General features: G+C 53.7%; 23 protein-coding genes. 16 read left to right on the top strand and 7 right to left on the bottom strand.

What is annotated here, in order from left to right; all coding sequences use genetic code 11:
- Positions 1-185: 185 nt before the first annotated feature.
- The 5 genes from J2Z18_RS04370 to J2Z18_RS04350 all read left to right on the top strand — a co-directional run bounded on the left by J2Z18_RS04370 (position 186) and on the right by J2Z18_RS04350 (position 6,936).
- Positions 186-1,412, top strand: coding sequence for a family 8 glycosyl hydrolase (locus tag J2Z18_RS04370; RefSeq protein WP_007130590.1), 1,227 nt, complete (start codon positions 186-188; stop codon positions 1,410-1,412).
- 393 nt (positions 1,413-1,805) lie between these two features.
- On the top strand, positions 1,806-4,208 hold the full coding sequence (gene abnB, locus J2Z18_RS04365; RefSeq protein ID WP_007130589.1) for an arabinan endo-1,5-alpha-L-arabinosidase AbnB: 2,403 nt from the start codon (positions 1,806-1,808) through the stop codon (positions 4,206-4,208).
- A gap of 307 nt (positions 4,209-4,515) precedes the next feature.
- Positions 4,516-4,917, top strand: coding sequence for a DoxX family protein (locus J2Z18_RS04360; protein WP_007130588.1), 402 nt, complete (start codon positions 4,516-4,518; stop codon positions 4,915-4,917).
- 30 nt (positions 4,918-4,947) lie between these two features.
- Positions 4,948-5,574 carry a nitroreductase family protein gene (locus J2Z18_RS04355; protein ID WP_007130587.1) on the top strand — a complete coding sequence of 209 codons (627 nt, stop codon included), beginning with the start codon at positions 4,948-4,950 and terminating at the stop codon, positions 5,572-5,574.
- A gap of 249 nt (positions 5,575-5,823) precedes the next feature.
- Positions 5,824-6,936: a hypothetical protein gene (locus tag J2Z18_RS04350; RefSeq protein ID WP_251536077.1), complete on the top strand. Its 1,113-nt coding sequence runs from the start codon at positions 5,824-5,826 to the stop codon at positions 6,934-6,936.
- Positions 6,937-7,049: 113 nt separating this feature from the next.
- On the opposite strand, the gene J2Z18_RS04345 is transcribed toward J2Z18_RS04350, so the two are convergent.
- The 6 genes from J2Z18_RS04345 to J2Z18_RS04320 form a co-directional block, all read right to left on the bottom strand.
- Entirely contained in the window at positions 7,050-7,484 is a 435-nt protein-coding gene (locus J2Z18_RS04345; protein WP_007130585.1) for a DUF6376 family protein, read from the bottom strand.
- A gap of 216 nt (positions 7,485-7,700) precedes the next feature.
- Positions 7,701-8,210, bottom strand: coding sequence for a hypothetical protein (locus tag J2Z18_RS04340; protein WP_244152713.1), 510 nt, complete (start codon positions 8,208-8,210; stop codon positions 7,701-7,703).
- Positions 8,211-8,510: 300 nt separating this feature from the next.
- A complete protein-coding gene (locus J2Z18_RS04335) occupies positions 8,511-9,161 on the bottom strand; it encodes an amino acid ABC transporter permease (RefSeq protein ID WP_007130583.1) in 651 nt (216 codons plus the stop codon).
- Positions 9,162-9,226: 65 nt separating this feature from the next.
- A complete protein-coding gene (locus tag J2Z18_RS04330; RefSeq protein WP_040738847.1) occupies positions 9,227-9,880 on the bottom strand; it encodes an amino acid ABC transporter permease in 654 nt (217 codons plus the stop codon).
- 132 nt (positions 9,881-10,012) lie between these two features.
- The gene (locus J2Z18_RS04325; RefSeq protein ID WP_007130581.1) at positions 10,013-10,822 is read right to left on the bottom strand and encodes an ABC transporter substrate-binding protein; all 810 of its coding nucleotides are present in this window, start codon (positions 10,820-10,822) and stop codon (positions 10,013-10,015) included.
- Positions 10,823-10,921: 99 nt separating this feature from the next.
- Complete coding sequence (locus J2Z18_RS04320) at positions 10,922-11,650, bottom strand: amino acid ABC transporter ATP-binding protein (protein ID WP_040738845.1); 729 nt, start codon at positions 11,648-11,650, stop codon at positions 10,922-10,924.
- A gap of 192 nt (positions 11,651-11,842) precedes the next feature.
- On the opposite strand from J2Z18_RS04320, the gene J2Z18_RS04315 reads away from it, so the two are divergent.
- The gene (locus J2Z18_RS04315) at positions 11,843-13,030 is read left to right on the top strand and encodes an acyltransferase (RefSeq protein WP_210094231.1); all 1,188 of its coding nucleotides are present in this window, start codon (positions 11,843-11,845) and stop codon (positions 13,028-13,030) included.
- A gap of 152 nt (positions 13,031-13,182) precedes the next feature.
- Here J2Z18_RS04315 and J2Z18_RS04310 read toward each other — a convergent pair whose 3' ends face one another.
- Positions 13,183-13,716: a P-loop nucleotide/nucleoside kinase family protein gene (locus J2Z18_RS04310; protein WP_040738801.1), complete on the bottom strand. Its 534-nt coding sequence runs from the start codon at positions 13,714-13,716 to the stop codon at positions 13,183-13,185.
- 301 nt (positions 13,717-14,017) lie between these two features.
- Here J2Z18_RS04310 and J2Z18_RS04305 point away from each other — a divergent pair, with 301 nt between their 5' ends.
- The 10 genes from J2Z18_RS04305 (at position 14,018) to J2Z18_RS04260 (ending at position 25,187) form a co-directional block, all read left to right on the top strand.
- On the top strand, positions 14,018-15,643 hold the full coding sequence (locus J2Z18_RS04305; RefSeq protein ID WP_210094353.1) for a cellulase family glycosylhydrolase: 1,626 nt from the start codon (positions 14,018-14,020) through the stop codon (positions 15,641-15,643).
- Between the two features lie 25 nt (positions 15,644-15,668).
- Positions 15,669-16,133 carry a pyridoxamine 5'-phosphate oxidase family protein gene (locus tag J2Z18_RS04300; protein ID WP_007130576.1) on the top strand — a complete coding sequence of 155 codons (465 nt, stop codon included), beginning with the start codon at positions 15,669-15,671 and terminating at the stop codon, positions 16,131-16,133.
- Positions 16,134-16,470: 337 nt separating this feature from the next.
- Positions 16,471-16,671 (top strand): cold-shock protein CspD, encoded by a 201-nt coding sequence (gene cspD, locus J2Z18_RS04295; RefSeq protein WP_006207896.1) that lies wholly within the window; start codon positions 16,471-16,473, stop codon positions 16,669-16,671.
- 175 nt (positions 16,672-16,846) lie between these two features.
- Complete coding sequence (locus tag J2Z18_RS04290; RefSeq protein ID WP_028404717.1) at positions 16,847-17,089, top strand: cold-shock protein; 243 nt, start codon at positions 16,847-16,849, stop codon at positions 17,087-17,089.
- A 188-nt stretch (positions 17,090-17,277) separates the two neighbouring features.
- The gene (locus J2Z18_RS04285; RefSeq protein ID WP_007130574.1) at positions 17,278-17,451 is read left to right on the top strand and encodes a hypothetical protein; all 174 of its coding nucleotides are present in this window, start codon (positions 17,278-17,280) and stop codon (positions 17,449-17,451) included.
- A gap of 275 nt (positions 17,452-17,726) precedes the next feature.
- Positions 17,727-18,725, top strand: a complete 999-nt coding sequence (locus J2Z18_RS04280) for an ABC transporter permease (RefSeq protein WP_007130573.1) — start codon at positions 17,727-17,729, stop codon at positions 18,723-18,725.
- Between the two features lie 22 nt (positions 18,726-18,747).
- The gene (locus J2Z18_RS04275) at positions 18,748-19,629 is read left to right on the top strand and encodes a carbohydrate ABC transporter permease (protein WP_007130572.1); all 882 of its coding nucleotides are present in this window, start codon (positions 18,748-18,750) and stop codon (positions 19,627-19,629) included.
- Positions 19,630-19,800: 171 nt separating this feature from the next.
- Positions 19,801-21,474 carry an extracellular solute-binding protein gene (locus J2Z18_RS04270; protein WP_007130571.1) on the top strand — a complete coding sequence of 558 codons (1,674 nt, stop codon included), beginning with the start codon at positions 19,801-19,803 and terminating at the stop codon, positions 21,472-21,474.
- A gap of 223 nt (positions 21,475-21,697) precedes the next feature.
- The gene (locus tag J2Z18_RS04265) at positions 21,698-23,629 is read left to right on the top strand and encodes a cache domain-containing sensor histidine kinase (protein WP_028404719.1); all 1,932 of its coding nucleotides are present in this window, start codon (positions 21,698-21,700) and stop codon (positions 23,627-23,629) included.
- The gene (locus J2Z18_RS04260; RefSeq protein WP_007130569.1) at positions 23,604-25,187 is read left to right on the top strand and encodes a response regulator; all 1,584 of its coding nucleotides are present in this window, start codon (positions 23,604-23,606) and stop codon (positions 25,185-25,187) included. Before J2Z18_RS04265 ends, J2Z18_RS04260 begins: the two co-directional genes overlap by 26 nt.
- The last annotated feature ends 44 nt before the right edge of the window (positions 25,188-25,231 follow it).

Genomic DNA, 25,231 nt, shown 5'->3' with positions numbered 1-25,231 from the left:
AACTGACGGAAAAACGAGACTATAGACTTACATAATTAACCATTTTAGATTATACTTGGATTACATAAAGATTCTCCGTCACCGTGTCATCCAGTGATGAAAGGTGGTGATCGAAGCGAAATCGGCCGGACAAGCGGTAAGGGTAACCGAATTTTCAATTCGAATCTATGAAGGAGATGAGGTTGATGAAATCAAGCGGTAAACGAGTCATCCGCAAGAGCGCGCTGTTGTTCTGTGTCGTCCTCCTGATGCTGCCGGCGGGATTGTCCATGGCGGCGAATCAAAAGCCGTTTCCGCAGCATACGACTTATACGAGCGGCTCGATCAAGCCCAATCATGTGACGCAGACGGCGATGGACGATGCTGTAAAGACCAAGTGGAACAGCTGGAAGAGTTCTTTCCTCAAGCCTGCCGGCACGGGTCAATATTACGTTAAATACAACTCGGCCGGAGAAACGGTATCGGAGGCACATGGCTACGGGATGATCCTGACCGTCATGATGGCTGGAGCCGATGCCAACGCTCAGACCTACTTCGACGGACTATACCGATACTATAAGGCTCATCCGAGCAACCAGAATCCATACTTAATGGCATGGAAGCAGAACAGCAGCTTCCAGAATATTGAGGGGGCCAACTCGGCGACGGACGGCGATATGGATATCGCATACGCACTGCTGCTGGCAGACAAGCAGTGGGGCAGCAGCGGCAGCATTAACTATTTGCAAGCCGCCAAAAACATCATAGGCGCCATCATGAGCCATGACGTGAATCAATCGCAATGGACCCTTCGTCTGGGAGACTGGGCAACGAGCGGGAGCTTCAATACCGCCACACGCCCGTCCGATTTCATGCTGAATCATCTGAAGGCGTTCCGGAAGGCTACCGGCGATGCCAGATGGGATCAGGTGATCAACAAAACGTATAGTATTATCAACTCCGTCCACAGCAGCTATAGCCCGAATACGGGATTGCTTCCGGATTTCGTCGTGCTGCAGGGGGGAAGCTATCAGCCTGCGGCGGCCGACTTCCTTGAAGGCGCGAACGACGGGAACTATTATTACAATTCGGCGCGGACGCCTTGGCGAATCGCTACCGACTATTTGATGACCGGCGACACGAGGGCCTTGGGTCAGCTCGAGAAGATGAACGCGTTCATCAAATCGAACACGAGCCAGAAGCCGGCAAATATCAAGGCTGGCTATACGCTCGGCGGAAGCCCGCTTGTGTCGTATAACAGCGGCGCATTCTACGCTCCGTTCGGCGTCAGCGCGATGGTCTCCCAGAACCACCAAAGCTGGCTGAACGCCGTGTGGACCTATACGGCGAATGCGTCGGCCGAGGGATATTACGAAGAAAGCATCAAGCTGTTATCGATGCTGGTCATGTCCGGGAATTGGTGGACCTACTAATCTCAGAATAGCTGTTATATTCATTTGATTCATAAAAACATAAAACAAAACCCCGACCTCCGTTTGTGGTCGGGGTTTCGTTCGTTCATTAAGATCCCATGCTCCGTGCAAGCGGCGGAGAGGGGGGTGAAAATATAACAAGGGCAGGTTTTTCTAGGGGGATTCGGCATTTTCTTATACTGGGTCTTTAAGACCATACCGATTCGCTTCGGATAAAATAAATGGAAAAGGGGATTGAAATTGGAGCAACTGCAATGATAATATCTTATATAATATAAAACGTTTTATGTTTTAATGAATTAAAATTATCGTGGTTCAGGCTTCATGTCACTCTTGTTTGTCTGTTTTGAAAGGGTTTACAAAAAATCAGCGATTGGTTGAAAGGAGCGTCGTATGCGAAAGAACATGATTCGAACTGGAGCTGCCGCAGCTGTTGTATGCGTTTTATTGGCGGGAAGCGCTATGGCATTTGGGCAGGGGCCGGAGACGGGGAGCTTAGGCGTGAAAGTGGAGGCGGCGGCCAAAAAGAAGGAGCCAAGCGCTCCGGTATTCCGGGAGGCCTCTGTGCACGATCCATCCGTGATCAAGGCGGGCGATACCTACTATGTATTCGGCTCCCATTTGGCAGCGGCCAAATCCAAGGACCTCATGAAGTGGGACATGATCGCTTCCGGGGTTGCTGAGGGGAATCCTCTGATTCCGAATGTAACGGAGGAACTGAAGGAAACGCTGGCGTGGGCTCAGAGCGATACGCTATGGGCGGCCGATGTGATCCAGCTTGCCGACGGCAAATTTTATATGTACTACAATGCCTGCAAAGGAGACTCCCCGCGCTCGGCGATGGGGATTGCCGTAGCCGATCGGATCGAAGGACCTTATAAGGACACCGGCATTATTCTGAAATCCGGCATGTGGGGCGAGCCGAGTGAGGACGGCACCGTGTACGATGCAACGAAGCATCCGAATGTGGTGGATCCGGATGTTTTCTTTGATAAGGATGGAAAGCTGTGGATGGTATATGGCTCTTATTCCGGGGGAATCTTCATTATGGAGATGGATCCTGCGAACGGCAAGCCGCTTCCTGGACAGGGCTATGGCAAAAAGCTGCTGGGGGGCAACCATAGCCGGATCGAAGGACCGTATATGCTCTACAATCCGGAGACGGATTATTATTACTTGTATCTTTCGTACGGCGGACTTGATGCGGTTGGCGGGTACAATATGCGGGTCGTCCGATCCAAGAACCCCGACGGCCCGTTCTATGATGCGGAAGGAAACGACATGAGAGAGGTGAAGGCCGATCCGTCCCTGCCGCTCTTCGATGACCGGTCGATCGAGCCGTTCGGCACCAAGCTGATGGGCAACTATCTGTTCAAGCGTTTGATTGGCGATCCGGGAACGGGCTTGGGAACCGGTGCGGTATCCCCTGGACATAACTCGGTATACTACGATAAAGCAACCGGCAGAACGTTCCTGATCTTCCACAGCCGCTTTCCGCAGCGCGGCGAAGAGCATGAAATCCGCGTCCATGAACTGTACATGAACGAGGAAGGTTGGCCTGTCGCAGCCCCGTTCCGTTATGCAGGAGAGGAAGCAGTGGACAAGAAGGTAACCCCGAAGGATGCAGCAGGGGAATACAAGCTGATCAACCATGGGAAGGATATTTCCGCAAACATCAAGGAGTCGCAGCCGATCCAATTGCATATGAACGGCCGGGTGACAGGAAGCGTCTCCGGCACATGGAAAACTAGCGGAAAGCAGCAGGTTACGCTGACTTTGGACGGTGTTGTGTATAAGGGCGTGTTCGCGCCGCAATGGAATCCCGAGGCCGGGCAGCAGCTCATGACCTTTACGGCTTTATCGCCGGATGGAACAACCGTTTGGGGAGCGAAGGAGCCGGAGCGCAGCGATAAGCAGATTGCGGAGGAAGTTCGAGCAGACCTGTCGCTCGGTGATGTGAGCGGCATCTTCTACGATTTGACCCTGCCTTCCGAGGCATCCGGCGGCACAACGATCCAGTGGTCGACCTCCGATCCGAACGTGATCACCGCTGACGGCAAGGTGACGCGTCCAGCCGCGGGCTCCGGAAATGCGAAGGTTACATTGACTGCCGGGATCGTCAAGGGCAGCTACAAGACTTCCCGGTCCTTTGACGTGACCGTGCTGCAGCAGTCGGCCGGACCGATGCTATTGAACTATGGCTTCGGTGAGAACCGAGAGGGCGTCGTGATCGACAGCTCCCCGAACGGATATGACGGGCGGACGCACGGCGGCGTTCAGTGGAATGAGCGAGGCTATCAGGGCGGGGGCATTGATTTTGACGGCAAGAACGGATATATTGAGCTGCCTAATCTGGTAACAGACACGGATGATCTAACGTTCGCGGCATGGGTATATTGGAAGGGAGGGGCTCCGTGGCAGCGGGTGCTCGATGCCGGCAGCGGGCTCGCAAGGCATATGTTCCTGACCCCGTCCCAGCACACCGGCGTCCTTCAGTTTACGATTCACGGCAACGGCGGCGACCAGAGTCTCCTTGCTGACGCGCCGCTTCCGGTAAATGCATGGACGCATGTAGCCGTGACCCTTCAGGGGGATACGGGCAAGCTGTACGTAAACGGACAGCTTGTTGCCTCCGGCGATCATATGAAGCTGAACCCAAGCGGGCTGTTGACCACGGAAGCTTACTTGGGCAAAAGCCGCTTTGCAGCCGATCCGTACTTCAATGGAAGCCTGGATGAGGTTCGGATTTATAACATGGCGCTAACCGACAGCGAAATCAAGAAGCTGGCGGAATAATATAGGAAAAGATCCGATGAAGCATTCCTGCTCTTTGCATGCAGGAGTGCTTTTTTCGTTGTTCTGATGGGAATCCGTCATTTTCATAATCAGTGGTTGACAGAAGGGTAGTCTATGATTTATCTTAATATCAAGACAAATAACTATAAAAAATATAGTAAGTATAAAGGAGTGAGTTGATGTTGTATAAACGTTAGCGGCTATGAGCGAATGGTTCCGTACGGCTTTATCTGCGATTCAGAATGTAAAAATAAATCGATCATGAGAAATGATTTTAAATAAAGCAAATAACTTGGAGGTTTTTATAATGACGATGGATTTAGGTTTGCTTATTCTTCGTTTGGTCATCGGGCTGTCATTTATGGCCCATGGCGCACAGAAATTGCTTGGCTGGTTCGGCGGCTACGGTCCGAAGGGAACCGGCGGCTGGATGGAATCGATCGGCATCAAGCCAGGAGTTGCAGCGGCTGTAATGGCTGGTTTGATGGAGCTGGCGGGCGGGCTGCTGCTCGCTTCCGGCTTCCTGACCGTGCTTGGAGCTGCCCTCATCACGCTGACAATGCTTGGGGCAATCGTTAAAGTTCATGGAAAGAACGGCTACTGGTCTACTGCGAATGGTTACGAGTATAATCTGCTGCTGATCGCAGCTGCGGTGGCGCTTGCTCTTACCGGTGCGGGAACTTACTCTCTGGATGCATTGATCTTTTAATGAAAGAATTCGATTGGAGGGGCGTACAAAATGAATGATTTAACAACCTTAATCAAAAGCCGGAGGTCGGCGAATCGGTTCATCGAAGGCATCGACATTCCGGACAGAACGCTGGACGACATATTTAACGAGGTGAAATACGCTCCTTCGGCTTTCAATCTCCAGCATGCCCGCTATGTGGTGGTGAAGGCTCCGGACCTTAAGGATAAGGTGTACGAAGCCGCAAACAAGCAGCATAAGATCCGAACGGCCTCTGCGGTAATCGTTGTGCTTGGCAATATGCGGGCCTATGAGGAGGTTGGACGGATGAACGAGGGATTCCTCAGTCTGGGGATCATCGACAAGCTGGAATATGACCAGACGGTTGAGGAGGTCACCCGATTCTACAAGGAACGGGGAGAGTCCTTCATGCGGGATGAGGCCATTCGCAATGCAAGCTTATCCGCGATGATGCTGATGCTCGTGGCGAAGGATAAAGGGTGGGATACCTGTCCGATGATCGGCTTTGATCCCGAATTGCTTCGTAAGGCGCTCGGTATTCCCGCTGAATATGTTCCCGCCATGCTGATTGCGATCGGCAAGGAAGATGCAGCCAAGCCTCGTCCGAGAGGCTACCGTAAGCCGGTGCTGGAGTTTGTCAGCTATGACCGGTTTTGAAGATGTGCAATGGTTCATGATGCAGCAGCAGGCCCTTCCTATATCCCCGATAAGCTCGTAAGTTTGGGCTTGCGTGAGTTTGGGCGAGGATGCCGCTGGGGCAATGGCAGCTATCGCACGGGTGAATTCTTTCATCCGTGCGATTTTTATTGCTGCAGCAATTAACATTCGCTTCGGGAATGACGATGATGAATATATAGGGATTGACACAAAGATTACATATAAATCGTTGGTTGTCGTTACGAGGGGGTGTACAAGCTGAATGATCGTATAAGGCGGTACCGCCGTAAGGGAGGATTATCCCTGTGGATTGCGTTGATGCTGCTGACTGCGGCGTGCAGTCAAGAGGGGGCATCGCCGCAGCCTTTGTCCAGCGCTATGCCGGCTTCCGTCGAGGAGCTCTCAACGGCTCGGGCGCAGCAGCCGCCAGCGGAGAAGTCCGAGGTCCAGCGTACGGCAAACGAGGATAAGGAGCGAGTGGGCACGGTTTCGCAGAGCCTCGGCCAGCTGGAGAACAGACGGGACCGCATGGCTGTCGATACCGTTCTGCAGATGTACGAAGCGCTGCATGCGGAGGATCGCGAAGCGTATTTCCGGTATGCGGACATTGCCAGTGTCCGCATGACGCCGTCAAAGCTGGATGTGCTGATCGAGGAAGCAGGGAAGCGCGAGCTGAAACCGGAGCGCTTTCGGTCCTTCGACAAGCTGACTCTGGCGGAAGACAGCAGGCGGCTGTTGTCCATCCATTACGGCAGTCAGGTCGAACTTGTGCTGGAAGAGCTGAGCTATGGGGATCAGAATGTATGGTTCGTCAATGTGTTTCCGGACGGACCGAAGGTGATCGACCAGACGGCGATTTATCCGGGAGCGTATGAGCTGGGAAGGGAGGCGTCCTTCGAGGAGCTCGTTGCGGCAGGCATTCAGTCGGCTGCGGAATACAGGGAGTTCCTGGCCTCCAATTATGATACGCCCCTCTGGACGCCGATTCAGACGGTTTCTCTGCTGTACCAGGCTGCTCAGGAAGGCGACGAGCAAGCCTTTGCAGCCATAGCAGGTGGAGGAGAAGGATATTATGCGCAGCTGTATGCATCGGATATGGTGCCGTTCGCTGACTGGATGAAGGCCTATGGCAGCGTTCAGGCGTTCCCGCTGGAGCTCTTGCCCCATGACCGGATTGCCGAAGCCTTTCGGGAATCCTGCGACGAGCGGTACGGAGAAGACTGGCAGCTCATTGCGGCCTGGGAACCGGAGGATCCGGCGGAGAGGCGCGGCACGTATTGGATTTTGACTCCCAGCACGGACCAGACCCGGTATGTCGTTCGTGAAGCTTTTACGGGCAATCTTCAGCTCTTTGTTCAGTGAGTCGAAATTGATCTCTATGCATGACATAATCTGTCTTCGGACACAAGCGATAAGGCTGTCCTCGAGATCTGCGAGATCTTCGGGAACAGCCTTATTGCTGTGCGAATGTTCGATTATGGCTGGAGGTTTTGGATGAGGTCCATCGTTTCGTTGATTTTGTTCACCGTCTCAACAATGCCGGAATTTTGGAGGTCGGTCACACCGTTTTGGATTTGGTCCATATATCCGTTGATGTCGGTTAGCAGCGTATCGTTTAAAGCTACAAGCTGCTCATGTATATCCTGCGCAAAAGCGGGAGCCTCGATCCCGTTAAACTCCGAGATGCGGGTCTTCATCTCTTCAAGCTCCTTGGTCAGCGTCTCTTTGGCATCCGCGCTCGTAGCCGCCTGTTGGGCCAGATCCGGGATGGACTGGGCGAATTGTGAAGCCTCATTGATGAACGTGCCGGCTTCCTTCGTATAATCCAGGGAATTGTTCACGCTGTCCAGCAATGAGCAGCCCGAGAGAACCCCCAGTAGAAGCGTTAGCAGCAAAAATCTCTTGATCATCTCTCATCCTCCTGTCAGCTTGTGCAATCTTATTGTTATATACGCATGTTCGGAGGATTGGTTCGATATTTTTGAAGATATCAGAAAGTATAACCTCGGAGGATCTGCTGCCTGATATCGCAAGAAAAAATACTGCTAAACGCGGTCTGTCTTCTGTGGGAGTACGTCTATAGGGGGTTTCTTGTGGAGATGGCACGAGGCTTGAGGTAGTCGGTTTTAATATTTGCTGCATAGGAAGCGGATAATCTCAATCACACTGCCAAGGAGGTTTCCGAATCCCGCCCCGGATGCCGTCCTTTCGGGCAGTTCGGAAGCTGCAGGTTGTTTGCCTTCGCCCAAGGAAGAGGTGTCGACCGATGAGGAAGGCCCCGTATTCCCGCAGAGTCGGGCTTTGACCCTTTCTTTACCCGCATTCGCGAACACGATGTATTCCCTTCCTTCCTCAAAGGTGTCCCAGCCGGTAGGATGGAGCGTGATCGTCCCTTTCTCCAGATCGCCCTTCCACCATTCCGAAACCGAGAATGTATAGGTGCTTTTCATGAAGTCGGCGTTCTCGTCGTAGGAGACGAGGGTTCCGCGGAACACGATATCCGATACTTTGAGCTCTTCGGTGATTTTTCGGGGCTCAGCACAAGATAAGGCCGAGGCCTCCGGGCTCGCCGGGCCGAGCCAAAGACCGGCCATCAGGGAAACGCCGACCAGCAGCTGCAATCCTCTCTTCATCATCTTAGCACTCCTTTGTGAATGATTAGCATGTATGCCCATTAGACGATGTGTTGACGTACAGGGTTGCAGTCCGCTTGGAAAATCATCCGAATTTCCCCAGAATGACCAGTATGACGGAACGGCAAAGAACCGCAGGGCGTAAAAGACCTCGCGGTTCAAGAAGCAGCCTTGCGGTTTAAGGGGCAGCCTTAGGTTTTCAAGGAATAGCCTTGGGGATCAAGAAGCAGCTTTGCGGTTTGCGAAGCTCCTGCCTCCTTGACGAAGGCTTCATCGGAGCAAGCGCCCAGGGTCTTCGTCTCCTTAAATCTGTCTGGCCTCGAGCCGTTTAGCAACCAGCGACAGCGAATAATTCAAGGTGAAGTAGAGCAGGGACGCAAATACAAGCGCCGGAATGACATAAGAGAAGCTGGATCCGCTTAGAATCTTTACGTTCCGCATCAGCTCCGGCAGCGAAATGATGATGGCCAGGGATGTGTCCTTTATCAGCGATATGAATTGGCTCACCATCGGCGGGGACATTCGGCGCAGCGCGAGCGGGAGGATAACATGCCGAAGCGTCTGCATGTAGGATAGACCCGAGGCGCGGGCTGCCTCGATCTGCCCCTTATCGACGGATACGAGACCACTGCGTACGATTTCGGAGATCATCGCCCCTTCGAAGATGCTCAGCCCGACGACCGCCGCCCAAAAGGTCGGAATGCGGATGCCGGCTTGAGGCAGAATCATGCCGATGAAAAAAATGATCAACAGGAGCGGCAGATTACGGATGGCATCCACGAGGATGGCGACCGTCCTCGAGACGAAGGCAACCCTCGTATACCTGACGGTTCCCAGCACGGTTCCGATGATAAAGCTGAATAGAATCGACAAGCCGGCAACCTGTACCGTAATCCAAAAGCCTTGAAGGAGATATCGCAAATTTGGCCAGGAATATGCGCCAATAAAATCCATCTTGTGCCACCTCCCTTATAGATGAGGATTTGCAAAATCCTGAGATCGGCAAGTTTCAAAAGATATCAGTTGCTTTTGGCAAAGCGCCGCTCCATGTAATGAACCGCCTGACTGAGCGGTATGGTCAGCAGCAGGTAGAACAGGGCAACAAGCGTATACACCGGAATACCCTTGAACGTTTTCAGATTGATGATGTCCGCGTAGTACATCAGGTCAAGACCGGCGATGACGGCCAGCACGGAAGAATTCTTCACGAGATTAATCATCTGGTTGCCGATTGCCGGCAGCACGATTTTGACCGCTTGGGGGAGAATAATGTAGCGCATGGTTTGAATATAGCTGAGCCCGGAGGAGCGTGCCGCCTCGGATTGTCCTGAAGGAACAGCCTGGATACCGGCCCGGATGGACTCCGCAACGAAAGCGGCAGTGTAGACGATTAAACCGAGCGTGCCGGCGGTAAAGGGTTCCATGGCGATCCCGAGCGCAGGGACCCCGAGGAAAAAGAAAAAAACGGTCACCAGCAGCGGAATGTTGCGGATGAACTCGACATAGACGGTCCCGACCACATTGAGTATGCGAAACGGAGCGATTCGGAGGATGGCAATCAAGGTGCCGAGAACCAAACTGCCGATCAGCCCGAGGAGGCTTGCGAGAACCGTCCGACCTAGGCCTGCCATAAAATCATCCCAATAATCGATCAGGATGCTGAAATCCCACAGGTTCAATGTTCCTCACCTCCGATAGGGGGATTAGGCCAGCGTCCGGTAAGGCTTAAAATCGCTCCCTCCCCCGATCAATAAAGAGGAGGGGCGGTATGCGCATACCTGGAACGCCTTGCATTCATGAGCGGATTATTCCGGCTTGATGCCCATCCACTGCTCATACAGCCTGTCATATTCGCCGCTTTCCTTCATTTCTTTAAGCAGCTCGTTGACGGTCTTCACAAACTCGGGATTCCCTTTTTTAATGGCCATGCCGTATGGCTCATCCGTAAAATTGCCGCCGACGAGCTCGTAATTCGGATCCTGCTTCTGCATACCGAGCAGAATGGAATTGTCGGTGGTCAACGCATCGCCTTGACCTGCCCGGAGCGCGGTGAAGGCATCCTGATAGTTCTCGAATTCCAGAATCTCGGCGTCCGGCGCTTTCTCGCGGATATTTTGCGCAGAGGTCGAGCCTTTAACGGTGAGCACTTTCGTGTCTTTGTTCAGACTCTCCAGTCCTGTGATCGGACTGCCCTTCTTCACGAGAAGCGACTGGCCGGCCTCGAAATAAACATCGCTGAAGTCGACCTGCTCCTTGCGTTCCTCCGTTATCGTCATGGTGGCGATGATAATATCGATATCCCCGTTTCGCAGCATGTCGATTCGGGTTTTGGAGGTGACTTCCTTCAGCTCGAGCTTGGTCTCGTCGCCCAGGATTTTTTTCGCGAGGGCCTTGGCCATATCGATATCGAAGCCCTCCACTTGGCCGGTAGCAGGGTCCTGCAGCCCGAACAGCTTCGTGTCGTATTTCACGCCCGCCACCAGCTTGCCGCGCTTCTTGATCGCCTCAAGCGTGTCAACCTCGCCTGAACTGCCGCAGCCCGCGGCGATCAGCATGATGATCAGCGACAGCACCGCCGCGCTCCACCTGAACGTTCTGGACAATTTTCTATTCATTTCGGATCCCCCTTCAAAATCAATGTTCTTCACGGTATCAATCATTAAGGTCATGAATGAATCATCCCGAGACCAAGGAAGCCTCGCTTGATTTTCGGGCTAATGATGCAGCAGCCGGCTTAGAAAGGTTCGCGCCCTCTCTTCGCGCGGCTGCGAGAAAAACTCGGACGCCGTAGCGTCTTCGATAATCTTGCCTTCATCCATGAAGACGATCCGGTCCGCCGCTTCCCGGGCAAACCCCATCTCATGAGTGACGATGACCATGGTCATGCCCTGGTGGGCAAGCGAACGCATGACGTCCAGCACTTCGCCGATCATCTCGGGATCGAGGGCCGAGGTCGGTTCGTCGAACAGCATGATTTTGGGATTCATCGTCAGTCCGCGGGCGATCGCCACGCGCTGCTGCTGCCCGCCGGACAGCTGGGAAGGATAGCTGTCCGCTTTATCCGCAATGCCGACGCGCTTGAGATAGGTCATCGCCTTGTCCGTGGCTTCGGCTTTGGTCATACCCAGCACCTTCATCGGTGCAAGAATGATGTTATCGATCACCTTTTTGTGCGGATACAGGTTGAAATGCTGGAATACCATCCCGATATCCCGCCGGAACCGGTTGATATCGATTCGCTTGTCATGCAGCCTGACGCCGTTTACAACGAGCTCGCCGTCCGTGATGCTCTCGAGCCGGTTGATGCAGCGCAGCAGCGTGCTTTTCCCCGAGCCGGACGGCCCGACGATGACCACGACTTCCCCTTGCGAAACGGTCAGGTCGATTTCTTTCAGAACGTGAAAGCTTCCGAAAAATTTGTTGACGCGTTTGAATTCGATCAGCAGAAATCTCCTCCTATTCGCTGAATGTTGAAATGCAGCCTGAGCCGGTTGTTGTCCAGACTTTCCTGCCAGGCTCTTTTTACACTGGTATGGCAAAGAATGCTTGTTCCATACCAAATTCAGAAAAATTTAAGTACCAAGGGGGTGTAACGTAGGCTATAATAGGGGGCGTTCGGAAAAGAGGGGAAATGAATGGAGAAACGCGCCAAACTTACGGAAATCGACCTGGTTCGAGGCTTTGCGATGATGGGCGTGCTGATGGTGCATGCGACATCGTTCGCGACGGTCCAGATGCGCGGGGACGATTTTTTTGGCTTATACAACTTTTTGAACATATTTTCTAAAGTCGGTACGACGACGTTTATTTTTCTGAGCAGCTTCGTGCTGTTTTACAACTACTATCACCGTCCGTTTCGGGGCAAAGACCTTGCCCGGTTTTACCGCAACCGGCTGATGTATATTCTGGTGCCGTATTTTATCTTCTCGGTGCTGTTTTTTACGGTGGCTTGGTACCATCGGGGAGGCGTGACCGACGTCTCTGCGATGCTGGATAGCTTCTGGCCTAAGCTGGCTACGGGAAAATCGTACACGCATTTGTATTTTATTTTCATCAACATTCAATTCTACTTGCTGTTTCCGCTGGTACTGCTCCTGCTGAAGCGCTTCAGGGGCTTTGCTGCCATCTGCGTACTGGTCGGGATCGTGCTGCAGTGGATTTTCTACTTGGGGAATGACGCGTGGTGGCATGTGACGAACCGAAACAGCTGGTCGCTGTCGTTTCTGTCATATTACTTCCTCGGTGCCTGGATGGGGATTCACTATGAGCGCGTCAAATCCTGGCTGACCGATGCCAAGCATGCTGCAAGGCCGCTGCTTCGAAGGTTCGGCTGGGCCGCGCTGTGGACAACGTGGATCGCCAGTGCGCTGGTTCATATCGGGCTGCGTTATAATCAGAGGCTGCATGGAATCGAGGTTCACCCGCTTGTCTATGACGCGTTCTGGAACGTGCATACGCTGACCACGGCGCTGGTCATGATGCAGACCGCTCTGCGCCTCGGCGGCAAGCGGAGCCTGCTGGTTCGCGGCTTTCGAAGAATCGGGGTGTATTCCTTCGGGATTTATCTGGTGCACCCGCTGGTGCTGCTCGTTTACCGGGACTATCGGCCGAAGACGGATAATTCCTGGCTTCTGCTTGCATGGTATGCTGGCGGACTGGCAGCGGCGCTGGTAGTCTCCTACTTGCTGGTGTACGGCATTCGCCGGCTCGGGGGCTGGACATGGGTCCTGTTCGGCAAACTGCCGGGCGGGGAGCGCAGGGGCTCGGCGGGAATTCCGGCTTCAGCCGCTTCTACACCAGGGATTACCAAGGCGGCACCGTAAACGCTCGGGATTAGCCGCAGCTCATCCGCAGGATGACGTAAGCGGCTAAGCACGCGGAGAAGAAATAAGGGTGGCTCCCGGCAGAAGGCATCTGCCAATGGGGAACCACCCTTTTTGTGTCGCACGAACGTACTGCAATTTTTTTGCCGATGTCATGAAAGCACCTGGAAACGGGGCTCCAGGAGTATTGCTTCCGCCGTGTCCTCGGGCCGCTTCAGCGCCGTATCGTACAGGAACTGCCGGTTCTGCGGCATGGATACCAATTTGTCCAGCAAAAATAGTGAGCGCTCCAGGGAATCAATATCCCCTCTTGTTGTCAGCCTTTCGGCGATTTTCTCCTTGTCTGCATGCAGCACAGCATACTTTATGCTTACATCCAGGTCGGATAACTGCTCGCAAAACCACTCGAGCTCATCCTCTACGACAAAATCAATAACGACATTCAGGCCTTGGCGCAGCATATTTTGTGTTAGTGCCAGGAGGTTCTTCCATGTTAAGCTTAAGCGTTCATCCCATGAAAGCGGGAGCTCATGATGCAGCATGTGAAGCAGCAGGTCACCTTCAATCAGCACGCATCGTTCCACGCGCTCTGCCAACATCTTCGCTGTCGTTGATTTTCCAACGCCAAGCGGACCCGAAATCAAGTACAGCAGGCTCAGATTCGTTTCTTTTGTCAAAGGGATCATCCTTTCCAAAGCGTGCGGCCGAAATTTACCGGGGTTTAGGGCTATACAGCACATAAGCTGTTCCGTTCAGAAACCGTGTTCCGTTCGCTTGCAGTATACCATGGCCTAAGAAGCAGCGGCACGAAATTTCAGGATGTTTCCCTGATTTTCGGCAGCAGAAGGATTGGCATCCCGGCCATCGTATAAAGTTTGGGTGTTATGCGTTACGAGCCGAAGGTATATCGCCGTGTCATCGGAAGCGGCGGCTGGGAAATCGGCAGTCAAGTACATTCGTTACAGACAAGAAAGCGGGGAGGATGACATGATGGGATGGAGCGGCAATTCATTGGTAAACGGTTTCATTCGTGCAGACGGCAAACGTCTTGTGAACGGGGAAGGACAAGAAATTTTGCTTCGCGGCGTAGGACTTGGCAGCTGGCTGCTGCCTGAAGGATACATGTGGAAGATGCCCGAGCAGGGAGACCGGCCGCGGCGGATCGAGGCTATGGTGAAGGATCTGATCGGAGAAGAGAAAGCAGCGCTCTTCTGGGAAACCTATTATGACCGGTATATCGGAGAAGCGGATATTCGGCAGATCGCCGAGCAGGGCTTTAACTCCATCCGGCTGCCGATCAATGCCAGGGTTATTATGGAGGAGGGGCAGCAGAAGCCTTTTCACTTCCATGAGGGCCATCTTCGGTTGATCGATCGGGTGATCGATTGGTGCAGGTCGTGCCGGCTGTATGTTATTCTGGATTTACATGGAGCGCCCGGAGGACAGACGGGAGCGAATATTGATGATTCAGCGCGTGATCTGCCGGAGCTGTTCACAAATCCGCTGAATACCGAGCGGACGGTGGCGCTGTGGCGGATGCTCGCCGAGCGCTACAAGGATGAGTGGATCGTAGCCGGCTATGATCTTCTGAACGAGCCGCTGCCGGATTGGTTCAGCGAGTATAACGACCGGGTCATGCCGCTCTATCGGGAAATTACGGCAGCGATTCGGGAAGTGGATCAACGCCATATGATCATTTTGGAAGGCGTGCACTGGTCGACGGATTGGCAAATATTCGATGAACCTTTTGACGATAATCTGCTGCTGCAATTCCATAAATATTGGAACAATCCGGATACGGAGAGCATTCAGAAGTATTTGGATCACCGTGAGCAATGGAATTTGCCCATCTTTATGGGCGAAGGCGGCGAGAACAACCCTCAGTGGTATACGGGTGCGTTCCGGTTGTTCGAGGACCACAATATTTCATGGAATTTCTGGACATGGAAGAAGATGGACACAAGCAACTCGCCGTACTCGATCCGGAGGCCGGAAGGCTGGGATAAGCTGACGGGCTACCTCGAGGGTGGAGCGAAGCCTTCCCAAGAAGAGGCCGAGGCCATCCTTCAGGCGTATTTGGACAGCCTTCCGCTGGAAGCTTGCGACGCCCATCCGAATGTATCGCGTTCGCTGTTCCGGCAGCTGCCGATCCAGATTCCGGCTGAATTTTACGGCTACCGCGGGGAAGGCGTTTCTTATCACGTTGGCACGAAGGCAGAAAGAAACATCGGGCTGCGGGTAAGCGACGGCGTCCCGATGCGGATGGTGACCGGCAAGGCCGAGAAGCCGAGCTACGCGCCGGAAGGCGGCAAGCCGTGGGAGACGGACAATCTGGTGTGCGTGCAGCTGCAGGCAGGAGACTGGCTCGCCTATGAAGCTTTGTGCGCCCAAGCGGCTGCATACCAGCTCGATGTCCGGGCGCTGCTTCCGGAAGGCAGCGCAGAGTTAACGCTGCGGATCGGGGACAGGGAGCTGGGGAAGCTGTCTGTCAGCGGTGAAGGATGGCAGGTGTTCAGGCTTGCTTCGGAGCTTGTGGTCGAACAAGGGCCGGTCCATCTCGTGATCGGCGTAAGCCAAGGTTGGGTCGAGCTGGATTGGGTGGAGTTTTCGTAAGAACAAGGAAGGAGAGGATGTCGCTGTGACGCAGAGGGCTTCAATCTCGGCAGGTTTATGCCAATGGCTGAACGGCCTGGAGCTGGAATCCAAGCAGCATACGGCAATGATGCTGCTGACCGTTACGGAGGATTTATGGCCGCATACCGCCATGGTCAGCGCCGGGGAGGTGCTGGCACTAACCCGGAGCACGATCCGGATCGCGCTGTGGCCGGGCACGGTAACGACGGGCAATATTCTTCGTTCAGGCCAAGCTACGTTGGTCGCCATTCATGAGGGGGCGGCCCACTACGTGCGGCTTGCGCTGCGCGCACTTCCGGATGTGCCGGACGCCCGCCATCCCCGGCAGCGATTTAGCGCCGAGGTTGTGGCGGTTCGGGAAGACCGGGCGAAGTATGCGGATATCCTGTCCGCCGTTACGATCCGGCTGCATGACCCGAATGACGTGCTGGAGAGATGGCGCGAAACGCTGCAGGAGCTTCGGCAATAATGGCAATAATACGGCCCTTTCGATGAAGATATACAGCTGCAAGAAATCCCCGGCGGTAAAACCGGGGGTGTCTTGCTTCGGTCTTCAGAGCGGATAAAACGCGGCGATTGCCCGTCAGATCGGGCTTGCGCACCGGTTCATTATGGTGTACGATTATTTTTTCAAATTATTTGCTATCGAAGCGCAGATGTGGTAAGATATGAATATCGAAATCGACCTGAATTCACATATTGTAGAGGGTTGTCATTTCAGATAACCTTGTGCAATATGTGAATTTTTTTATTCCGCTTGCGAAGAAAAAAAGGTCATGTAAATACAAATCAAGGAGGATTCCCCCATGCAAACAGGAACTGTTAAATGGTTTAATGCTGAGAAGGGCTTCGGTTTCATCGAAGTTGAAGGCGGAAACGATGTATTCGTTCACTTCAGCGCGATCCAAGGCGATGGCTTCAAGACGCTGGACGAAGGCCAACGCGTTGAGTTCAACATCGTTGAAGGCAACCGTGGACCACAAGCTGAGAACGTTGTAAAACTGTAAGTACGAGCGAGGACTGCCCTTAATGTGTCACATTAAGGGCAGTCCTCTTTTCGTTTTTCAACAAAAGCCGGATGTTCAGGGGCCCCTGCGGAGGCGGGCTGGCTTGCAGGCAAGCGCCCGTTTGCAGGAGAGATGTTTTTCGATTTCTAACGACAAGCACAAGGAGGAGCGTTATATGTATTCGCGTAAAAACTCGATGGAGAGTATTCCTGAGGAAATTACGGAAGTGTGGGCATGCACGAAGGAAGACTGCAAAGGGTGGATGCGGGACGATTTTGCGTTCGACACGGAGCCTGTGTGCCACTTGTGTCATTCCCCTATGGTCAAGGAAACGAGAAAGCTTCCCCAGCTCATCAATACGAACAAACAGCAGAAATCGCTCAGCAAGGGAATCCAGATTAACGGAAGCAGCAGCTAATACCCAGAGATAGAGCCGGAAGAAGGGAGAGCGTGGGTTCGCTCACGAATGCTCCAATACCTGGAAATTCGGCCGAAACTGATTCATCGGATGGAGTTTGGTTAGGTAATACACATGTCCCTGTCACAGGTTGTCAGATTTTTGGACGAATCTGCAGGGGTGTGATTATTTAAAAGGAGTGAATCATATTGAACACGCATACCGAGGTACTCAAGCGCAACATCGACAACATGATCATTCAGGATAACCAAGGAAGCCTCAATGATCAGGAAAAATTCATCATGCAGAAGCTGATGCGCGAAAAGTTTCAGCAAGAGCATGAGAGCAAGCACGAACAGCGCGAGCAGGAGAAATCGGAATAACCGAATTACAACAGCTTAATATAGATTGAGAACATGAGCGGGAGCGAGCTTTAGCTTCCCGCTCATGTTTTTTTGTGCAATTTTTTTGTTCGGCGTTACGGACATCGGATGCTGAAAGAGTCTAAGCAAGGCGGATTGCCGAAATCACCCGAAAAATGAGCACCCCGATACGAAATCTGAAACCTTACGAGAGGATGCCGTGTGGGACTACAATATAGCTAAACATTTGAAAGGGTTTACAAAAATAGAGAGACATCAACCTGGAGGTCATAACCATGCGCAATCAACCCCATGCCGAACCTGCAGCAGAGACCGGAGCGGGCCGGGCGCCTGCGCCGCCCCTTGAGGACGCGAGGAAGCTTGCCCGAAGCCGATGGCTCAAGAAGCTTTACAGCCAGCGGCATCTGCAGATCATGGCGCTGCTCGGCGTCATCTGGATGATTATTTTCAACTATATCCCGATGTACGGCGTCATCATCGCCTTTAAGGAATTCAACATCATCAAGTCCATTGGCGAGGCTCCATGGGTAGGACTGGAGCATTTCAAGGAATTTTTCGCCAACGACGATTTCACGAGCGTCATGCGCAACACGCTCGGGATCAGCTTGCTGAAGCTGTTCATCGGGTTTCCGCTGCCGATCATTTTCGCGCTGTTTCTGAACGAAATCCGGTCGTTCCGTTACAAGCGGACGATCCAGACGATATCGTATTTGCCGCACTTCATCTCCTGGGTTATCCTGGGCGGCATTCTGATGACCTGGCTTGCCGACACCGGCGTCATTAACAAAATCCTGCTCGCGCTGAACATGATTGATCAGCCGATTACGTTCCTGGCTGAGCCGAAGTATTTCTGGGGCATCGTCATTACGTCGGATATTTGGAAGGAGCTCGGCTGGTCCGCGATCATCTATCTGGCCGCCATCGCGAGCATCTCGCCGGAGATGTACGAGGCCTCTACAATCGACGGGGCGGGGCGCTTTCAGAAAATGTGGTATATCACGCTTCCGAGCATTAAAGCGACCATCTCCATTTTGTTTATCCTGGCCGTCAGTAGCGTGCTGAGCTCCAACTTCGATCAGATCCTGGTGCTTCGCAACCCGCTGAACGAAAGTACAAGCAACGTTATCGACATCTTCGTCTACCATACCGGCTTGCAGAACGGACGCTATTCTTACGCCCAGGCCGTTTCGCTGTTCAAGTCGATCATCGCGATCATCCTGCTGCTGATTGCCAACCGGGTTACCAAAAAACTGAACGATACATCCCTGTTCTAACGAAAGGAGGCAGCGGCAAACGATGTTTAAACGCAAAACGAAGGGCGAAGCCATCTTCGACATGTTCAACAATTTCGGCATGCTGATCGTATGCTTTCTGACCATTTACCCGATCTGGTACGTGCTGGTCAATGCCTTCAACGACGGGCAGGACGCCATGCGCGGAGGCATTTACTGGTGGCCGAGGGAGTTCAGTCTGCAAAATTTTGAGGCCGTCTTCCAAAGCTCCGGCATCATGACGGCCATGGGCGTTACGGTCGCCAAGACGGTCGTCGGCGTTTTTGTCCACGTCCTGTTTACGGCGATGGTAGCCTACGCATTCTCCCGCAAGGGGCTGATCGGCGGCAAGTTGTATATTTTTCTCGGTACGGTCACGATGTTCTTCACCGGCGGGCTCATTCCGACGTACCTGCTGATCAAGGATCTCAATATGCTGGACAGCTTCCTGGTGTATATCATTCCCGCCATGTTCAGCTTCTTCGACCTCATCATCTTCATGACGTTCTTCCGGGAAATTCCGGACGGGCTTGAAGAAGCGGCGAAGATCGACGGGGCGAACGATTGGTCGATCTTCCTGCGGGTCGTGCTGCCGGTCTCGATGCCGGTCATCGCCACCATCGCCCTGTTCCACGGCGTGTACCAATGGAACGACTATTTCACGGGTGTGATCTATATCAACAACACGGATCTGCAGCCGATCCAGACCTACTTGTACAAGGTCATCGCGCAGTCCAGTTCGAACCAGATGATGGCCCAGGTGCCGGGAGGCATCTCCAAGACGGTGACCTCGCAGTCGATCAAAATGGCGACTATGGTCGTGACGACGCTTCCGATCGTGTTCGTCTACCCATTCCTGCAGCGTTATTTCGTCAAAGGGATGATGATCGGCTCCATCAAGGGTTAAACCGTAATCGGCCGCGGAGCGCCAGGGCATGTATGCAGCAAGGGCGGCGCTTCCGGACGGCCGGCGGGGCAACCGCTGGAGTGTACTGCCGAAGCAAGGGTAGTTTCTCTTGCCACTCCTGGCAAGGGTTCTATATAATCATATCTCTAAATAAGAAAAGGGGAAAAACACATGAGCAAGATGCTTAAGCCAAAGAGCCTTCTGCTGTTGATGTTCGCGCTGGTCATGGCCTTTACGACAGCATGCTCGTCCGGCGGCGATAACAAAAACGCCTCCGAGAAGGAAGGGGAGCAGTCGCCTCCTGCAGAGGAAGTGAAGCTGACCCAGGACGATCCGGGCTGGAAGGTGGACACATCGCCGATCACGTTCGACTGGTACATCAACTTCGCCTGGTTCCCGAACAAATGGGGAGAGGACATCACCTCCCAATACGTAACGGAGAAAACCGGGGTTAACATCAACTTTATCGTCCCTGCCGGCAATGAGACCGAGAAGATGAACACGATGATCGCCTCCGGCACGCTTCCGGATTTCATCACGCTGGACTGGAACAATGACGCGGTTAAGAAAATGATCGAGGGTGAGCTCGTCCTGCCGCTGAATGAGCTGGCGGAGCAATACGATCCGTATTTCTTTAAAGTAACCGATCCCGGGAAGGTATCGTGGTATACGAAGGACGACGGCAACATCTACGGCTATCCGAACGCGTCCTCTTCGCCGAAGGATTACGAGAAGTTCAGCGACAACATCACGTCCAACCAGACATTCCTCGTGCGCAAGGATATGTACGAGGCGCTCGGCAAGCCGGATATGCGCACGCCTGAAGGTTTCTTGAAAGCGCTTGAAGATGCAAAGAAGATGTTCCCGGACGTGAACGGGCAGCCGCTGATTCCGCTTGGCCTGCACGACTTCCACGAGAAGGGCAACTATTCGCTAGAGAGCTATATCCAAAACTTCCTGGCGATCCCGCTGGAGAAGGACGGCAAGCTGTATGACCGCTCCACCGATCCGGAATACGTGAAATGGCTGAAGACGCTGCGCCAGGCGAATGAGAAAGGGCTGCTGTCCAAGGATATCTTCGTGGATAAGCGTCCGCAGATGGAAGAGAAGATTGCGCAAGGCCGCTATTTCGCGATGCTGTATCAGCGCAGCGACATGGCTAACCAGCAGAACGTGCTTTACGCGAACGATCCGAACTCCGTATATATTGCGGTAGACGGACCGGCCAACTCCAATCTGGATCAGCCGACGCTGTCGGGACCATCGATCTCCGGCTGGACGTTGACGCTGATCTCCAAGGATGTTAAAGACAAAGCGCGCGCCATCCGCTTCCTGAGCTATTTGATCTCCGAAGAAGGACAGCGCGACCTGTATCTCGGCAAGCAAGGCGTTACTTGGGATACGATTGACGGCAAGGACCAGTTCCTCCCTGAGGTTGTGGAGCTGCTGAACAGCGACCGCGGCGCGTTTGACAAAAAATACGGCGCGTCCCACACCTTCTGGATGATGATGGACACGAACATGACTCCGGCATGGGCGCCTCCGGCCGTCGAGCCGTTCAAGCAGATGGAAGACTGGACGCGCGGCAAGGCCCACAGCTTCTCGCAATTTGACCAGCTTGATCCGGACGGCAGCTCCGAGGAAGGGATCATTAACGACAAGGTCCTGACGGAATGGGGCAAGACGCTGCCGAAGCTGCTGCTCTCCTCCTCGGATGCGGAGTTTGACCAAGCATGGAACGATTACTTGGCTAAACGCGAGTCGCTCGGATTTGCGAAAGTGCAGGAATACAGACAGAAAGAATACGAGGAGAACGTGAAAAAGCTTGAGGAATTCCTGAAATAATGAAAGGAACCCTCTTGAGGTGAACGGCTGCTACTATTTGCGGCGAGGTTGACGCTAACTAGTTGCTCCAATAGATGCGAAGGTACCCTATTTCATTTGATGTCGAAATAGGGTGCCTTTTGGCATGTCAAGCGATATGATAGGAGCATATCCGGCTTGTCGCAGGAAGAGCGTCAGTTTCACGATGGAAGCGCGGACGTTAACGAAACAGGAAGTGACCGTCATGAGAAAACGATGGGTGCAGCTAATTTCATCCTTTATGTACTGGGTCGGGCGCAGGTCCATGCAGAGCCGCCTGGTGGCCGCCTATATATTGATTTTGCTCATTCCGAGCATCATCGTGTCGAATTACTTTTTTCAACAGATTCGGGATACGTATATCAGCGATGCGCTGAACCAAAACACGTTCCTGCTGGAGACCGAGAAGATGAACATGCAGAGCCAGATCGAGTCGATCGAGATGGCGGCGCAGCTTGCGATCTCTGACCAGGCCATCAAGGATTACCTGGGGATCGAGGAGGAGCTCAGCTCGGCTGCGCTGATGGAGGTGGCGTGGGGGCCGTCCAAGGACATCCAGCGGATTCAGACGAATAATCCCAACATCGCACACCTCCGCTTGTTCACCGGCAATGAGCATGTCATGGAAATGTGGCCGATTATATTCAAGGAGAGCCGCATTGCCGCGGAGCCCTGGTTCGCCCCGATGAAGTCGCAAGGCGTTAGCGAGCTGTGGGTATTCAATCACCGGGATCCGGACATTCTTCAGCGCTACGCTACAGACGTGCCCGAGGAGCAGCCGAAGGTGTCCCTGATCCGGCGGGTCGGAAGCAGTGCCGAGGACGGGCTTATTCAGGTCGATATGCTGCTTAAGTATTTCGCGCCGAAGACGTTCGGAGGGATTCATGATACCGGCTCGCAGATGGTGATCGTGGATCGGGACGGCCAGTTCTTCATGGATCGCAGGCAGTCCTTCATGACAAGCCGCGAGGGGCTGAGAGACGAGGTCGAGACTCAGTTCAAGAAGCTCCTAAAGGAGGAAACCGATCCTGAATCGGACCGCATCGTCCATTCCCGGTTCAGCGTGGACGGGGCGTCGTACCTGCTCATCGCCGCGCCGGTGGAGCGTTTGCAGGCACATGTGCTGAATGTCGTTTCCCTGGAGGGCGCGTTAAACAATGTCTCCAAGGCACAGTGGCAGATCATAGCGGCGAACGTGATCCTGATCATTTTGCTGTCGGTCATCACGTACTATTTGAACTCGATTATTTTGAAAAATTTGCGGCGCCTGACCGACACGATGAAGAAGGTCCGCAAGGGCGAGGTTTCCTCCGGCATCGATATCCGGGGCGGCGGCGAGGTCGGCGAGCTAGCGCATCATTTCAATAAGCTGATCCGCACGATTAATGAGCTGATTGCTCAAGGGATCCGGAAGCAAGCCGTCACGAAGGAAGCAGAGCTCCGAACGCTGCACAGCCAGATCGACTCGCATTTCCTGTACAACACGCTCGAAAATATCAAGATGCTGGCCGAAATCGAGGGACAGCGCACGATCTCGGATGCGTTAACCTCGCTGGGCGGCATGATGCGCTACAATTTCAAGTGGTCGGGGGAATACGTCAAGCTGAGGGATGAAATCCGCCATATTCGCAATTACATTGACGTTATGAATATCCGGTACGATGAGCCGATTGAGTTTGAGCTTAATATACCTTCGGAATTCATGGAGCTGGAGGTGCTGAAGATGTCGCTGCAGCCGATCGTGGAAAATGCGGTGAAGCACGGCTGGCCGGACGGCTCGGCCGAAGCGAAGCGGATCCAGATCGATGTGGTGGCCTGGGAGGAGGACCGGATTACGATTTACGTGAAGGATAACGGGGTTGGCATCGAAGCCTACCGTCTGGGTAGGCTGCGCGAAATTTTGCGCACGGTGCATGATGAGGATCTTCCGTCCGGAGATTACGGGCGAGGCGGGCACCAGGCCGGAGGCATCGGGCTCCGGAACGTGCATCAGCGGATCAAGCTGTTCTACGGGAATGAATACGGCTTGGACGTGAATAGCGAAGCAGGCGGGTTTACGCAGGTGACGATGACGTTTCCGAAGGTGTTGTTAACGGGAGGAGGAGGCGGACATGAGAAATCTGTTGATCGTGGATGACGAGAAGAACATCCGCTTCGGATTGAAGATGATGATCGAGCGGGAGTTCCCGGAGGCGTACGATATCCGGATGGCTTCGCAAGGGGAGGAAGCGCTGCAGCTGCTTCGCGCCCAGCCGGCGGACATCGTGATAACCGACATCCGGATGCCGGTCATGGACGGCATCCGGCTAATCGAGTCGCTGGCCGAGCTGGAAGGAACGGGGGCAGCCAAGCCGGTCGTGCTGATCCTGAGCGGCTATGAGGACTTCGAATACGCAAAGGCAGCGATCCGGTATCAGGTGAAGGAATATCTCCTGAAGCCGATCCGGCGCGAGGAGCTCTTCGCCGCCCTTCGCAAGACGGAGGAAGCGCTGATTCGGCAGGCCGAAGTGGACAGCCGCATGGCCGCCACCGACGTGTATCTGCAGCAGCTGCAGTCTCACCGTCTCAAGGAGCTGCTGGAGCAGCCGGAGGATACCGACATTGATTTGGCGGCAGCAGCCGAATCGATCGGCTTCGAAGCGTACGTCAAGCCGTTTCGGGTGGCTGTCATGAAATATAAGTACGAAGACGGCAACACGATGAACAAGGATGAGCTGAAGCAGCTCGTGGAGAAAATGATGGAATCCGTCGAGGGGCGGATCAGCGCCAGCGTTTTGGACGGCCGGGGGAGGCTCGTGCTGGTCGGCAGTCCCGATGGACAGTTCGAGAAGCTGGCGCGGCAGTTTGCGGAGCGGGAGATGGACGGATTATTCGTCGGCATCAGCCGGGAAGGCTCCCGGATCGAGGATGTCCGGATCTGCTATAGTCAGGCGCTCCACGCGCTCAGCTACACCTTCATTCAACCGAACATCAGGCTGATGAATCATGAGGACATAAACGGTGAGCTGCGCAGCTATCCGATGCCGGAGGAGGATATCCGCAAGCTTGGCAATATGCTGGGCACCGGGCGCGACCGGGAGATCAAGACGCTGCTGCTGGATATTTTTCATATCGGGGATATGCCGCATGTCGATATCGCTTATCTGGAGCGTGTCGGCAAGCAGATCAATGAGCAGGTGCTCGATGAAGTGTTCCGCGTATACGGGGAGTCGATGGTCGAGGTGCTCAAGCTCTACCGGAGGGTAGGGACGATGGATAATTACCGTCATTTTCATGCGTATTACCGCAGTCTCGAGCATCTGCTGCTGAGTGTGGACGAATATATTCAAGGCATCCGGTCCGCTCATAGCGAGCATTCCGAGATGAAGGCAGCCATCGCTTATATGGAAGAGAACTATCACCGACCGCTGAACATGGCGATGGTCAGCAATCACGTGTCGCTTAATTATTCGTATTTCAGCGAGGCATTCAAAGCCCATACGGGCGAAAACTTTGTCGCTTATTTGAAGAAGCTGCGGATCTCGCGGGCCAAGGCATTGCTTCAGGACGGGGCGATGAAGCTGGCCGATATCGGCAAGGCGGTCGGATTCGAGAACACGAAGCAATTCTCGCGCGTGTTCAAGGAGCTGGAAGGCATATCGCCGCATGAATACCGCATGAAGCTGCAGGCTGACGCGGAGCTGGGGCGGGGATAGAGAAGTGGAGTCGCTCCGTCCCTTGCCATGCTGAGGATTCAAAG

This window comes from Paenibacillus lactis (genome assembly GCF_017873605.1).
Lineage (GTDB): Bacteria > Bacillota > Bacilli > Paenibacillales > Paenibacillaceae > Paenibacillus_AQ > Paenibacillus_AQ lactis.
This window is presented reverse-complemented; position numbering and strand designations above follow the sequence as displayed.

What these genes read in the sequence shown, in the direction of transcription:
- J2Z18_RS04310 (WP_040738801.1), bottom strand. Translation starts at nt 13,716, where the DNA reads ATGATCCCTTTGACAAAAGAAACGAATCTGAGCCTGCTGTACTTGATT.
- J2Z18_RS04275 (WP_007130572.1), top strand. Translation starts at nt 18,748, where the DNA reads ATGTTTAAACGCAAAACGAAGGGCGAAGCCATCTTCGACATGTTCAAC.
- J2Z18_RS04265 (WP_028404719.1), top strand. Translation starts at nt 21,698, where the DNA reads ATGAGAAAACGATGGGTGCAGCTAATTTCATCCTTTATGTACTGGGTC.
- J2Z18_RS04280 (WP_007130573.1), top strand. Translation starts at nt 17,727, where the DNA reads ATGCGCAATCAACCCCATGCCGAACCTGCAGCAGAGACCGGAGCGGGC.
- J2Z18_RS04345 (WP_007130585.1), bottom strand. Translation starts at nt 7,484, where the DNA reads ATGATCAAGAGATTTTTGCTGCTAACGCTTCTACTGGGGGTTCTCTCG.
- J2Z18_RS04355 (WP_007130587.1), top strand. Translation starts at nt 4,948, where the DNA reads ATGAATGATTTAACAACCTTAATCAAAAGCCGGAGGTCGGCGAATCGG.
- J2Z18_RS04340 (WP_244152713.1), bottom strand. Translation starts at nt 8,210, where the DNA reads ATGATGAAGAGAGGATTGCAGCTGCTGGTCGGCGTTTCCCTGATGGCC.
- J2Z18_RS04290 (WP_028404717.1), top strand. Translation starts at nt 16,847, where the DNA reads ATGTATTCGCGTAAAAACTCGATGGAGAGTATTCCTGAGGAAATTACG.
- J2Z18_RS04360 (WP_007130588.1), top strand. Translation starts at nt 4,516, where the DNA reads ATGACGATGGATTTAGGTTTGCTTATTCTTCGTTTGGTCATCGGGCTG.
- J2Z18_RS04305 (WP_210094353.1), top strand. Translation starts at nt 14,018, where the DNA reads ATGATGGGATGGAGCGGCAATTCATTGGTAAACGGTTTCATTCGTGCA.
- J2Z18_RS04335 (WP_007130583.1), bottom strand. Translation starts at nt 9,161, where the DNA reads ATGGATTTTATTGGCGCATATTCCTGGCCAAATTTGCGATATCTCCTT.
- J2Z18_RS04325 (WP_007130581.1), bottom strand. Translation starts at nt 10,822, where the DNA reads ATGAATAGAAAATTGTCCAGAACGTTCAGGTGGAGCGCGGCGGTGCTG.
- cspD (WP_006207896.1), top strand. Translation starts at nt 16,471, where the DNA reads ATGCAAACAGGAACTGTTAAATGGTTTAATGCTGAGAAGGGCTTCGGT.
- J2Z18_RS04370 (WP_007130590.1), top strand. Translation starts at nt 186, where the DNA reads ATGAAATCAAGCGGTAAACGAGTCATCCGCAAGAGCGCGCTGTTGTTC.
- J2Z18_RS04260 (WP_007130569.1), top strand. Translation starts at nt 23,604, where the DNA reads ATGAGAAATCTGTTGATCGTGGATGACGAGAAGAACATCCGCTTCGGA.
- J2Z18_RS04315 (WP_210094231.1), top strand. Translation starts at nt 11,843, where the DNA reads ATGGAGAAACGCGCCAAACTTACGGAAATCGACCTGGTTCGAGGCTTT.
- J2Z18_RS04270 (WP_007130571.1), top strand. Translation starts at nt 19,801, where the DNA reads ATGAGCAAGATGCTTAAGCCAAAGAGCCTTCTGCTGTTGATGTTCGCG.
- abnB (WP_007130589.1), top strand. Translation starts at nt 1,806, where the DNA reads ATGCGAAAGAACATGATTCGAACTGGAGCTGCCGCAGCTGTTGTATGC.